Below are 14,047 nucleotides of genomic sequence, written 5' to 3' on the forward strand. Positions count from 1 at the left end.
ATGCCTGTAACGGAAATCAACAACAAAGTTTAACAGAGCCAAAAAGTAAATATTTTAAGCTATTTGATTTCTTGTCGCATCACTTCAATTAAAGTAAGCGGTTACTTTTATGTACAAAGGAATTTGTTTCAAAACAAGTAAAGAGACATCCAATCTACATTAGAATGGACGCTCTTACTATAAGAATTTACTAGCTGTTTGTTTTCTCAATTATTTTTACTTCATACCTATCTAGCATTATGTCTCCACTAATTACATCTCCAGAAACCATATCTTTTCCTTGGAAATCAAAGCTAATAGGTTGTTTTTCTTCTGTAAAGTTCATGATGAAAATATAATCACTATTTTCTGCCTGTCTGACTTGAACAGAAACACCTTGTTCATGTTTAATATCACAAACAGCTCCAAGACTTAATTCGTCTATTAATTCACTATAAAAGTCTCTGTGAAATTGTTCATCTAACCGTGCACCAATATAATATGATTTTCCTTTTCCATATTGATGACTAGTTACTGCAGGTGTATTTTCATAAAAATCCTCTTGATAGACTCCTTCTACATTAGCAGAATTAAGAGCAATTACTGTTGCATAATCTTTCATTTCATATGACTTGTTTTTGTAAGTCACATAATTTCTATCCTTTGGATACAAAGTATCTGTTTCAAGAGGCTTCATACCAAAAATCTCTTGAAGGTCTTTATGCCAGCCACCCATATAAGTTAAATCATGTTCATTCACAAGACCACTGATATAAGTCATAACTAATTTACCGCCATTTGCAACAAATGCTTTTAATCTTGAAATTGTTTCCTCACTAACTAAATAAAGCATTGGCACAATAAGTAATTTATAATCAGAAAAATCCTGCTCTTTTGTAATAACATCTACTGGGATATCTTGTTCCCAGAAAGTGCGGTAATGCTGTTGTAACGTTTGTGGATAAAGCTTCGTTTTAAGTCCAAAGCCTTGAGCATCATTTATTGCCCAGTTATTTTCCCAATCATAGAAAACCGCTACCTCAGATGGACGATTTGTTCCAACTACATCTGATAGCTTTTCTAATGTTTGACCAACCTGTGCAACCTCTTTAAATACTCGATTTTCTGAACTATTATCATGATCAACAACAGCTCCATGGAACTTTTCAGACGATCCACGTGATTTTCTCCATTGAAAATACAAAACACTATCAGAGCCATGTGAAACCATTTGCATAGAAGAAAGCAAATGCATACCTGGTCTTTTTGCCTTATTTACTTCATGCCAGTTTACTCCACTCGGTGTTGATTCCATTAATAAGAACGGCTGCTGTTTAAGGCTTCTATATAAATCGTTAATAAAGCCAACTTTCATTGCTAACTCAGCAGTGCTTTCCCAATCATTGTGCCAAGCAGGATATGCATCCCAGCTAACAACATCAAGATGCTTTGCAAACTTGCTGTAATCTAAGGCTTGAAATGGAATTAAGTCAAATGTGTCTGCCATAAAATTTGTCGTAATTGGGATGTTAGGTGTTAATTCTCTTAATGGCACAATTTCATTTTCATAAAAGTTTATTGTTTGATCTGTAACAAATCGACGCCAATCCAAGTTTAATCCATGAACGGCACTCTCACCTATCGGAGAAGGAGATTCAATTTGTGACCAATCATTATAAGTATGACTCCAGAAAGGACCCCACCATGCATCATTTAAAGACTCCAAACTATTATTATATTTTTCTTTTAACCAATCTCTGAATGCATGCTGACATGAATCACAATGACATTCCCCACCATATTCATTGGAAATATGCCACATTAATAAACTTGAATGTTGACCATATCTCTCTGCTAATAGTCTGTTCATTTCCTGCGTTTTTTCACGATAAACTTTTGAAGTAAAGCAATGGTTATGACGACCACCATGTAACTGCTTTAATCTGTTTCCGTTTACCCTTAATACTTCAGGATATTTTTGAGACATCCACGCAGGGCGAGCACCACTCGGTGTAGCTAAAATAACTCGACCACCAATACTAGTGATATTTTCAAAAATTTCATCTAACCACTCGAAGTTATATACACCTTCTTCAGGTTCAAGTGCACTCCAAGCAAAGATTCCTACTGAAAATGTATTTGTGTGTGCAAGCTTCATAAGCTTTATGTCATCCTCTAAAATGTCAGGACGATCTAACCATTGATCAGGATTGTAGTCTCCTCCATGAAGCATGAAATTTGCTTTTGATGTATATGTTTTATTACTCTTAGACATAATTCTCTCCTTTTAATACAATATTTCTTTAACCCTTTGTGCCACCTGCTGTTAACCCTGAAACAAAGTTCTTTTGCAAAAGGATAAAAATAAGAGCAATTGGAATACTTATTAAGATCGCCCCTGCAGCAAAGGTTGTATAACTTGCACCCATTACATCGTTTACTAAGTTAAATAGCCCAATTGGCAATGTATAGTACTCAGCTGATCTTAAAATCGTTGATGATAAGATGAAATCGCCAAGAGGTCCTGTGAATCCTAGCATGGCAACTACAGCAACCATTGGTCTTGAAAGTGGCATTATAATTTGTAAAAAGATTCGTGTATTGCTCGCTCCATCAATCCTTGCGCTTTCATCAAGATCAATTGGAATCGAATCCATATAGCCCTTCATAAGGTACGTATTCATTGGAATAAGACCACCTATATAAAGCAGAATTAATAACCAATGATTATTCATCATTCCTAGAATTTGCGCTAAAACAAATAGAGCAATTAAAGCTGAAAACTGAGGAATCATTTGTAATAATAGAAATAACGTTAAAGCATTTTTTCTCCCTTTAAAACGGAATCGAGAAAAGGCATAGGCTGTAAAACAAACACTAGCAACAGTCCCTATCATGGTAAACACACTAATTTTTAATGAGTTTAAATACCATTGACCGTATTGTAAGCTTTCTTTACCAGCAAACAATTCTCTATAATGATCCAAAGTTGGATTTTTCGGTATGATCGATGTACTAATTAAACTATTACCTGGGTTAAAGCTTGCGCCTACAGTCCAAATTAACGGATAAATGATGATAACAGACGTAAAAATTAAGATTGCATAAGAAATTAGGAGACTTATAAATTTTCTCGTCTTTGTATTTGACAGCATTTTTTAAACCTCCTCTTTAAACGATTTCGTCCGTCTGAATTGCCATAATGCGATCACAATAACAAATACAGAAAGTAAAATAGTTAATGCTGCTGCAAGAGAATACTGACTCGATTGCATCGTTAATTTATAAATCCAAGATACTAAAATATCAGTTCCACCAGCATTTGACCCAGGTACAGCTGGACCACCACCATTAAATAGATAGATAATATTAAAATTATTAAAGTTAAACGTATATTGTGTTATAAGTATTGGAGCCATTGCTATTAAAATCATTGGCATAGTAATATTTTTAAATTTAGCAAACATCGACGCACCATCAATTGTAGCTGCCTCATAAAGATCTTCAGGAATTGATTGAAGGACACCAGTTGTAACTAAGAAAATATATGGAAAGCCTAACCACCCCTGCATGAGGATAAGTGCTAATTTTGACCAATTTTGATCTGTTAACCAAGGAATCGGATCAATGCCAAATGCTGCTAAAATATCATTGTTAATTGCACCAAAACTGTCGTTGAATAAACCTGCGAAAATTAATATCGTTACAAAACCAGGTACTGCCCAAGGTAAAACTAAAATTGTTCGAAATAATCTCTTAAAGCGAATTGCTTTTTGATTTACCAAAACAGCGAGGAAAATACCAATACTAATTTGAAGTGTTGATGCTACTAGAGTCCAAATAACAGTCCAAGATAAAACATCAAAGAACGTAGAACGCCAAATATCAACGGTGAAAATCTCTGCAAATGTTTGTAATCCAACCCAATCAGCTAGATTAGCAGGAGGAGAATGATATAAATCATAATTTGTAAATGCTAAAGCAAAGCTAAATAGAATAGGAAAAATAACGGCAAAGATTAGGATGAATAGAGATGGACCACTAATCACATATGGGTAACCATGAGCCATTAAATTCTGGTATTGTTCCTTCAGTGAACTTAATTCTTTATTCTCATCTCGTAACTTCCCATTATTGTATGCGTCTCTTAAATTCAAATAATAAATCCCTAGACCAAAACAGGTAACAATAACAGCAATAATACCTTCTGCTAGAAGAAAAACAGAGTTATCACGTGGTACTTCTGTTCCTAAGGTAAATAGACCCCAAAAGCCCATATTTAATAAATCTTTAAATACAGCAATGAAAGATACGCCTAAAATTAAATAGATAAGCCCCTTAATCCACTGCTTGTTATAAAATTGTCCAAGACCTGGAATCACAGATAATAATAAGGCATTTCTACGATGTTGCATTTTCTTCACCTCTCTATATAGACAGGAAATCAAATCATTCCGTCTGTTCTTTAAAACTTATAATAAATGGTGTCAAACGAAGAGTAACGTTTGACACCATTATTCAAACCTTAATTATTTACCTGAATGTTTTGCTTCAATTTGCCCTTTAATTGTTTCAACAGCTTGATCTAACGCTGCTTGTGGCTCAGCTTTACCTGTAGCAATTGTTTGTAGAGCTGAATCAGTTGGTGTCCACACTTCATTCATTTCTGGAATGTTTGGTGTTAATTCAGCAAATTGTGATTGCTCTGCCACTGCTTGCGCTGATACATCTTCTGCAACAACTGGGTCATTTGCTAGAGATGCTACAGCTGGAACTTCTTTTGTAATTTCAAATCTTTTTCTAGAATTTTCTTCATTTGCAAGAAATACAACTAACTCTTGTGCAAGCTCAGCATTTTTTGAATAGCCACTTACGTTATAGCTTTTCACTCCAACGAATGAGCTCATATTGTCACCATTTGATAATTCTGGTAATTTTACAACTCCATAGTTAATACCTGCTTTTGCATATGGCTCAGTATTCCAAGGACCAGAAATAACAGCTGCCGCTTTTCCTTCTGTAAATAATGTATCTAAGACATTAATTCCTTGTTCCCCAATGATACCTGCTGGAAATAAGCCTTCTTTATAAAATTTTTGAATATATTGTGCTCCCTCAACAGCGCCTTCATTGTTTAAGCCAATATCAGTAGGATCATAATTTCCTTTATCGTCTTTCCCAAAGATATATCCTCCATAACCACTCATAATACTTTGTGCATAATAAATTTGATCAAACAATGCTAAGAAACCAAACTTCTCACCGTCAGTCATTTCTTTAGACAAGTCATACCATCCATCTAATGTTGTTGGTAATTGATCTTCAGAAACTAAATCTTTGTTATAGAAGAGTACTGTTGTTTCAACAGCTTTTGGTAAACCATAAACTTTACCTTCTACTGTTTGTGACTGCATTGCAACATCTGTATAAATTGATTGAACATCTTCTCCAACAGTTAATTCCTTTACTAAACCTTCAGTTACAGCTGTTCCAATTTGATCACCAGGCATAGTTAATACATCTGGACCAGTTCCAGCTGGACCATCTAAACGTAAATCTTCAATTTGTTGAGCATATGTTTTTTCAACCACTTTAACTTTTACATCATGTTCTTCTTCAAAGGCAGCAACAGCATCTGCAATTCCAGCAGCTTTATCTTGATCTTCCCAAACTAATAATTCTGTCGTTCCATTAGAAGCATCTTTTTCTGGGCTTGTCTCTCCACTACCACTTTCCTGTGGTCCGCAGCCCACTAAAGCTAAACTTAAAGCTATACCACTCATAAGCCCTAAAAACTTTTTATTTTTCTTCACTATATTGTCCCCCTTTAGTAAGATCAGCAATTTCTTTCAATGGAAACGCTTTACTAAAACTAATATATCATGAGGTAAAAAATAAGTAAACAAATATTTTACTATAATCGGTAAAATTATTTACGAAATTAATAGATCGATATTTTGTAGTGTTTCTCCTATGCTTCCGATACTTCCATAGAAGGCTCGAACAAAGGATTGGCACAAGGTGAAACAAGAGTTGATAAGATCTTTACTTCATTAATATGTACTAAAACTAAACGTTTCTAAAAAACAAAAAAGTGTTGAATCTTAGCTCAAATAGCTAAGATTCAACACTTTTTTAATGAAATATAAATACCCATTATTTAATTTGTACTTTTTCTCACAACTAAATTGGATCCTATATACAATGTTTTAACAAGCTTACGCTTTTCAAGTACTTGTTCGAGCAATAATTCAATCGCATTTTTACACAATTCCTGAATATCAATATGATACGTTGTTAATGGAGGAGAAACATATTTTGCCACACTTATATTATTGATACTAACAATACTCACTCGATTCGGTATCGCTATCCCCATTTCATTTAATGCCTGCAGACAACCTACTGCAATAGCATCTGATGCAATGAAAAATGCTGTAGGTAATTGATCTCCCAGATTATCTACTGCATTTTTCATTAAATAATAACCATTATCTACAGAAAATCCTCTATGACAAAATATATATTCTTCCTTAAGTAAACCTTTTTCTACCATATATTGTCGAAATATTCGTTCTCGAAAATCCATCTCATCTTGATCATTGTTCGGATTATGATAAGTCCCACCTATAAACCCTATTTCTGTATGTCCTTTTTCTATAAAAAGATCAACCGTTTTAGTTACGACCTGAGCTAAATCTGGTTTAACTGAATCAAAATGGCTTGGATCAGGTGTTGAATCTATAAAAACTCCATTAGAAGTTAAGCTTCTAAGATGAGCTAACTCTTTATCAGAAAACGTACCTACTGCAATAAAACCTTCAATATTATCAGGTATGATGCTAATACCATCAGTTATTTTATAGGTTGTTAATTCTACATTGAATTTTTTGGCCAGCTTTTCAATTTCAAGTCTCATTGTTTTAAAATATACATCCTCTAGTTCCTCTTTATCAGTTAGCCAGTAGAGAAAAGCTATATTTTTCACTAATAATCTTACTTTATTTTTCTTATAATTTAACTTTTCTGCAACATCATAAATTTTTTCTCTCGTTTCATCCGGAACAGAAAGGCTTTGGTCATTGTTTAGAACACGAGATACTGTTGAAATAGAATACCCCGCTTCTTTCGCAATATCTTTAATTGTAGCCATTCTCTTCACCTCCAAATCATCTTCCCTTTACCTAACAAAACCCCAAGTCTTCGTTAGTAAAATATTTTACTTTATTTTACTACATTTTACGAATATGTAAAGTATTAAAATTCTAAACCCTTTTACTCAATTAATAATATGTAAACATAACTTCCAATTTTTATGTTACGATAAAATTAACATGTTTAAGTAATTCAAAGCTTATAAGAATTTCAATAAATAATGGTGATGGTGGTTTTTCATGAATAATATTAAAAGGATTTATTTCATTGGTTATTTTATCTTATATCCAATCATTTTTTTGATAAGTTTTTTTATATGGATGTATTTTATCAAGGATTATAAGTTATTTACCGTTATACAAGACTGTTTAGCTATTTTAGGAATTTACTATATAATCACGAGCTTTCTTTTTTTACGATACTTACCAAAACAAAATAAAGAGAACAAATAATAGCGAAACGTCTTAAATAAGTTTTATTCCCAGTAGTACAATAAATCAGCACAAATACTGGCTCAAATTATTCTCTAACAATGTTCCTTAGCTCTTATTATTTTCGATAAATGTATTAACCCTTCTTCTATTTCTTGTAATGAAGCATATGAGTACGACAGTCTAAGATGTTTCCGGTCATTTTTATCATACACACTACCAGGATTTAAAAGAATACCTTCCTTCAGAGATACCTCAAATAAACTTCTAATAGAAATATCTATTTTAAATTGAAGCCATATAAAGAAACCACCTTTTGGTATTTCCCAAATTGCAATATCTGAATAATAACTATTTAGCACATCTAACATAAAATCGCGCTTTTTCTTTAATTCCTTTCTTACATGTGCTAAATACTCATCATACATACCACTGACCATCCATTTTTGAACCATATGTTGCGAGATCGAGCTTGAGCCATAATCTGTTTGCATTTTTATATCTGCTAACCTATCAATGACAGGTTCTGGTCCAACAAGCCATCCAATTCTAAGTCCAGGACTCAATGATTTAGAAACACTTCCAATATAAAGCACATTCCCATTATGATCATTGGCTTTAATCGGCTTTGGTGGAGGGTAATCAAACCATAACTCTCCATATACATCATCTTCAATAATAGGAAGTGATTCCTGCTGACACATGTCTAATACTTGTTTTCTTCTATTTTCAGACATAAGTATACTTGTTGGATTATGATAGGACGGTATTGTGTAAAGTAATGCACCATGATGTTGCTTTTTTAGCACACCAATTTCTTCATGATTAATTCCTTCATGATCAATTGAAACCCCAAATAAATTCATACCTGCAGATTGAAACACATGAACAGAATTTAAGTATGATGGTGTTTCATGGAAAATAACCGAGCCTCGTTTTAATAATCCTATTGATATGAGCTGTAAGGCTTGTAAAGCTCCAGAAACGATTAAAATTGAAGCAGGTGAAACATCTATACCTTTTCTTTTTAAGTTTTCACAAATCGTTTTCCTTAAAGTTAGACTACCTTTTGGTTCTTCATATCCTAAAAAAAGAGTTTCAGTTTCATTTATTTGCATTAGCCGCTTCATATCTTCAACAGGTAACAATTCAGGAGCCAGCTCACCTGTACCAAGCCGGATCATTTTTGAATCTGCTTCAGCTTCATTAATTTTTTGAATCATCGTTATATTTGGTTCATGAATACCAGATTTTACATAACTAACCCAATCGGGTGGGGGTGAAGACGCAATTAAGCTCCACGTGTTATTAACAACGTTAGTGCCACTTCCAACCTTTGATTGAAGAAATCCATCTGCTACTAATTCCTCAAGTGCACTGACAATTGTACTTCGATTTACATCAAATTGTTTCGCCATCTTTCTTTGCGATGGTAACTTCATACCAATTGTCCACTCTCCATTTAGTATTTTCTTTTTCATATATGTAACAATTTGAAAAGTTAATGATTGTCGGGAATTTCTTTTGGGTTTCCATTCTATTTCAGACATGCTTTCCCTCGGTTCCTTTTATATTTAAAAATATTGATTTTTACGTATTCACTCCAGCACTATACCTTAGTAGTTTTAATGTCCTAGAGTTTCTTTAATCAATAGTGTAATTGAATATAGATAGTATTTCAATCGATTGGTTGGGTTAATTCCCATCCAATTGGTTGGAGACATCATGAACCTTTTTCGTTATTCTATTATGAGAGAAAGGGAGGGATGATTTTGGAACCATTACTTCACGGAGTGTTTTTAGCTTTTGGTCTTATTTTACCTTTAGGGGTTCAAAATATTTTTGTATTCACACAAGGAGCAACTCATAAAAAATTCACAAACGCCTTACCCGCGATTGTTACTGCTGCAATTTGTGATACGTTCTTAATTTCACTAGCTGTTACTGGTATTTCACTTATTGTTTTTAACTTTATTTGGTTAAAAACTATTATCTTTATAATTGGCTTTGTATTCTTAATTTATATGGGGTGGATTATGTGGCGGGATTCTTCTCAAGTAATAAAACAGGAAGATCTAAATCAGTTTTCACCAAAAAAACAGATAACTTTTGCAACTTCTGTGTCACTTTTAAATCCCCATGCGATTATGGATACAATTGGAGTGATTGGCACTAGTTCATTAACTTATAGCGGACCAGATAAATGGCTTTTTGCATTGGCGTGTATTGCCATTTCTTGGCTTTGGTTCTTAGCCCTAGCTATTACAGGTAGAAAAATCGGACAGCTAGATACAAATGGGAAGTACTTAAGGTACATAAATCAATTTTCAGCCATTATTATTTGGATTATGGCGATTTATATTATTAGTCAGTTATTTTAGTAGTGATATACAAAAGAGCATACACTTAAAACTAAATACATACAAAGAGGCTTGCACATAATTAAAGAAGTCATACAAAAAAGACGAATAAATCTAAAATCAATTAAGCTGAAAGAAACAGGTTCGTACCATTGCGCTGCAGACACTCGCTTTCCACTAGCTCCTAAAAATAGTATGCAAAGTCAAAAAATCTATTGAAGAAGACATATAAAAACCCGAACTATTAGGCGAATGATTAATTGAAATATCTCCTAATAATTCGGGTTTATCATTAGCTTATATACTTTTGTCCCACCCTCTTTTTGTATATAAGTATTCAATTGTTAAAAATACTAAACTGATATTATGATAATTTAGCCAGTATTTCTCGTATAAAAGCAGGTTCATCGGCTGGAGTACGAGATGTTACTATATTTTCACCAACAACCACCTCTTCATCTTTATAAATGGCACCTGCTAGTTTGATATCATCACGAATACCGATATAGCTTGTTGCTTCTTTTCCTTTTAATACATCCGCACTAATCATAACTTGAGGGCCGTGACATATACCTGAGATTACCTTATGTTGTTCATTTAGTTCTTTAACAAAACGAACAACATCCTCATTTACACGTAAAGCCTCGGGAGCCCCACCACCAGGAATAACCACTCCGGCAAAATCACTTCCGTTTGCATCTGCTGCCCCTAATTCTGCTGTATAAGAAACTGTCCCTTGCTTACCTGGACATTCCACACCCTTTTCCAAGCCAATAATCACTGCCTCATGACCTGCCTCTTTAATTGCTTCATAGGGATTGATCATCTCTGAATCTTCAAAACCACCTGCTAATAAAAATGCTACTTTAGCCATTTAACTTCCTCCTAATTCATAGAATAATGATTTAATAGTTACGATTTTAAGATAAGTTTTTAGTACAAAACAATAATTTTTTCGATCATGAAAACTTAAAAAATAAATTTGTACGCACATCTAGATTAATAGGGAAACTCTTTATTTGTCAAGGTTTACATAATGAATTGCAGTGATACTATATATTGAAATTTAAACTTAGTTTCAATAGTTATACGGATAATTATTTACTGATTGATTTTATAGTTAACAGAATTCTTAAATAGAAAAGCTACCCTAAAATAGAAAGTCTTATAATCTATTCTAAGGTAGCTATTAAATTGGTTATCTCCCTTAACGTTCCTTTATATTCATTATTATACTCTCAGCCTTAGCTGTTAATATTGATTTTGCATTTTCGCTAACTTCTTTTTTCTTCTGTTTTTGATCTAATTGTTTAATGAATTTTTCTAAAAAGAAAATCCCCTTTTTATCAGAGCCTTTATCCATATGATGTTGAGCTTGTTTTAACGTATTTTCAAGTTTACGTATAATTGAGCCTTTCAGCTCTCCATTTTCTTCATATATGTCGACTAGATTTGCTAAAGAAGTTAACTCACCAGGCATTATCATATCTGGTTGTGAAACACTTTTCCAATTTGTATCAGAAGCAAAGTAATAGCTTGGATATGCTGGTTGATTATAACCGACGTTTTGCCAAGCAATACCTGTTCTATATTGTGCATCATGCATTAAAGTATATAATTTACGGTCTGTCACTTCTGTGCTTAAATAAATTCTAATTGATTGACTATCATCAGTTCGAACAAGCAATTCCTCACGCCAATCTCCAAAAATATCAGCAACTAATGAAGGATTTCCTTTTGTACCATTATTCGTTTTCGTATTTGAAGCAGTTAGAACTGTTCCTTTTTTCCAATCATCAATTGTTGGTGTTTTATCTCCTGATCCATTCACAATCTGTGTTGTCATATCACCCGACCATTTTATATTCATATTCGTTCCCGGTGAGCGTGTATCAAGCTTCGTTCCATTAGCTGTCCACAATCCAACAGCCCATGTTTCTAGCCCACTTTGATCAGGATCAATATCACCTACCATTCCTCTACCAGTATCCCTACCAGTATAGCCACCATAAATGACTTCTCCTGTTGCAGCATCTCTAAGTGCATAGCCATATGGAGCCCAGCGTCCACCTTCATGAACCATAAATATTTCTAAGCCTTCTCTATTAGGGTCGATATCTGCAACATGTAATGCATCACCATGACCTAACCCAGCCGTTACACCTGGTGTTGCACTTTCAGGTGGCATCACATCACTTGAGCTATATAGCAAAGAACCATCATGGTCAATTGTGGAAGATCCATAAATCACTTCCTGCTTACCATCTCCATCAACATCAGCTGTACTTAAGGAGTGTGCGCCTTGAGTTGTAAGTGAACCAAATTCTTCACTTGTGCCAAGTCTTCCATGTGGTCCATCATTAAAAGGATTTGTCATTGGTGTCCAGCCACTATCAACGTCCCACTCTTCTTTAAGTTGTTTACCATCCCAACTATATGAAACTAGTGTTGCTCTTGTATAATAGCCTCGTGAAAAAATAGCAGATGGTTTCTTACCATCTAAATAAGCTACACCAGCTAAAAAGCGATCGACTCGATTACCAGGCTCAATTCGTGACATCGCGTAATCTCCCCACATTAATCCGTCATCATGACGTTCATGTTTATAACGAATAGTTTCCATTTCAGAGCCAGTTTCTCCATTAAAAACAGTTAAATACTCAGGACCTTTCACAATAAATCCTTCAAAATCTCTTAAATTATTACGGCTACTTCTGCTTGGAGCATATTCATCAATAAAATAATCTGCTAAACTTTCAGCATCTTCAGTTGATAACGGGTATTCATATTTCTTTTCAATTCCGAAGGCTTCTTCAAGTGATTCTGGCCAATTACCATTTACAACTTCCTCATGATTATGCCAATTCTTAAACATATCAACAACATGGTTATAATAATCTTCACTACTCATTCGATAATCATCTTGATGACTATATCCTTCTTTTTTATCTTCTTTGAGCATTGTAATAAATTCTTCAGATTTAACGTTTCCTTTTGCATCAAACTTTATTACTTTTGTACCTGGTGCTGTTTTAAACATTAATTCAGACTTTCCATCTCCATCAAAATCATATACTAAAAATTGTGTATAATGAGCACCTGAACGGATATTAACTCCAAGGTCAATCCTATACAGCAATGTCCCATCAAATGTATAGCAATCAATATACGTATTTCCTGTATAACCTTTTTGTGATACATCCTTTGAATTTGTTGGATCCCATTTCACAAAAAACTCATACTTGCCATCTCCATCAACATCCCCAACACTCATATCATTAGCTGTATAAGAATAAGCTTCACCACTTGGTGTAACACCATCAGAAGGCTTTTTCAACTTTAAATCAACATATGTATCTTCCAATGGTGTTGTTTCTGAGCTCTGATCAATTTCCTTACCATTTTCAACAGCAGCTACATAATATTTAGATGTACCTGTACCATTACTATCTAAAAAGTTCGTACTATCCTCAACTGTTCCAATCTTTTTACCATCACGATAAACATTGAAGTTAACACCAGTTAAACCAGTTTCTGAATAACCTGACACTTCATCAGCCAAAAGTCTCCAACTTAAAAATGTCCCTTCTGAAGTACTTGCAGCTACAAGACCTCTATCTAAATATTCGAGCTGAACAGAACTACCTTGGATGGCATGCTTATTTGTTTGAGATGATCCTGCTAAAGCACTACCTTGCAAACCTGTAAAAAGAAGTGGAGCTGCTAAAGATAAAGTAACTAGTTTTTTAGTAATAGATTGTTTCCTCAAAATTGATTCATCACCCTTCATTAATAGTAGATAAAGTGTCAAAATGCAGTGAGGCCAATATTACTTGAAATTCTATTTGATCTTAACTAGATTGGTTAGTATATTCATTGCTAGCTATTTAATAAAGTAACTTTCTTAAATAAATTCAAGTACACCAATTGAAACAAGCTCTCCCGTGGTTATACGTAGGCTCCCTTCTTTACTAGTTTTACTTTTGTAAGCCCTTTCATTAATTAGTGTGATCAAGAACTCATTTCAATTATAAGTAATTCATTATCTTAGATACATATAAAAAACCGTTACTTTATATTAAAAATCAGTGTTGTTTTAATAGACTTTTAGTTGCTGGAAAG

General features: G+C 33.8%; 9 protein-coding genes. 1 reads left to right on the top strand and 8 read right to left on the bottom strand.

Annotated features, from left to right (window positions below; translation table 11 throughout):
- Nucleotides 1–190 precede the first annotated feature (190 nt).
- The 6 genes from JOC75_RS08985 to JOC75_RS09010 all read right to left on the bottom strand — a co-directional run bounded on the left by JOC75_RS08985 (nucleotide 191) and on the right by JOC75_RS09010 (nucleotide 9,115).
- Nucleotides 191–2,257, bottom strand: a complete 2,067-nt coding sequence (locus JOC75_RS08985) for a beta-galactosidase (protein WP_204954202.1) — start codon at nucleotides 2,255–2,257, stop codon at nucleotides 191–193.
- Nucleotides 2,258–2,282: 25 nt separating this feature from the next.
- Entirely contained in the window at nucleotides 2,283–3,134 is an 852-nt protein-coding gene (locus JOC75_RS08990) for a galactooligosaccharide ABC transporter permease GanQ (protein ID WP_204953733.1), read from the bottom strand.
- 3 nt (nucleotides 3,135–3,137) lie between these two features.
- Nucleotides 3,138–4,394 carry a galactooligosaccharide ABC transporter permease GanP gene (locus JOC75_RS08995; RefSeq protein ID WP_204953734.1) on the bottom strand — a complete coding sequence of 419 codons (1,257 nt, stop codon included), beginning with the start codon at nucleotides 4,392–4,394 and terminating at the stop codon, nucleotides 3,138–3,140.
- Between the two features lie 114 nt (nucleotides 4,395–4,508).
- A complete protein-coding gene (locus tag JOC75_RS09000) occupies nucleotides 4,509–5,792 on the bottom strand; it encodes a galactooligosaccharide ABC transporter substrate-binding protein GanS (RefSeq protein WP_420828017.1) in 1,284 nt (427 codons plus the stop codon).
- 347 nt (nucleotides 5,793–6,139) lie between these two features.
- A complete protein-coding gene (locus JOC75_RS09005; protein WP_204953735.1) occupies nucleotides 6,140–7,132 on the bottom strand; it encodes a LacI family DNA-binding transcriptional regulator in 993 nt (330 codons plus the stop codon).
- A 528-nt stretch (nucleotides 7,133–7,660) separates the two neighbouring features.
- Entirely contained in the window at nucleotides 7,661–9,115 is a 1,455-nt protein-coding gene (locus tag JOC75_RS09010) for an aminotransferase-like domain-containing protein (protein ID WP_204953736.1), read from the bottom strand.
- Between the two features lie 222 nt (nucleotides 9,116–9,337).
- Between JOC75_RS09010 and JOC75_RS09015 the strand changes: the two genes are divergently transcribed.
- On the top strand, nucleotides 9,338–9,946 hold the full coding sequence (locus JOC75_RS09015; protein WP_204953737.1) for a LysE/ArgO family amino acid transporter: 609 nt from the start codon (nucleotides 9,338–9,340) through the stop codon (nucleotides 9,944–9,946).
- Nucleotides 9,947–10,289: 343 nt separating this feature from the next.
- On the opposite strand, the gene JOC75_RS09020 is transcribed toward JOC75_RS09015, so the two are convergent.
- Together JOC75_RS09020 and JOC75_RS09025 are read right to left on the bottom strand one after the other, a co-directional pair.
- Nucleotides 10,290–10,799, bottom strand: a complete 510-nt coding sequence (locus JOC75_RS09020; protein WP_204953738.1) for a type 1 glutamine amidotransferase domain-containing protein — start codon at nucleotides 10,797–10,799, stop codon at nucleotides 10,290–10,292.
- A 333-nt stretch (nucleotides 10,800–11,132) separates the two neighbouring features.
- Nucleotides 11,133–13,694 carry a rhamnogalacturonan lyase gene (locus tag JOC75_RS09025; protein ID WP_239589381.1) on the bottom strand — a complete coding sequence of 854 codons (2,562 nt, stop codon included), beginning with the start codon at nucleotides 13,692–13,694 and terminating at the stop codon, nucleotides 11,133–11,135.
- Between the last annotated feature and the right edge of the window lie 353 nt (nucleotides 13,695–14,047).

Source organism: Metabacillus crassostreae (genome assembly GCF_016908395.1).
GTDB classification, from domain to species: Bacteria; Bacillota; Bacilli; order Bacillales; family Bacillaceae; genus Metabacillus; species Metabacillus crassostreae.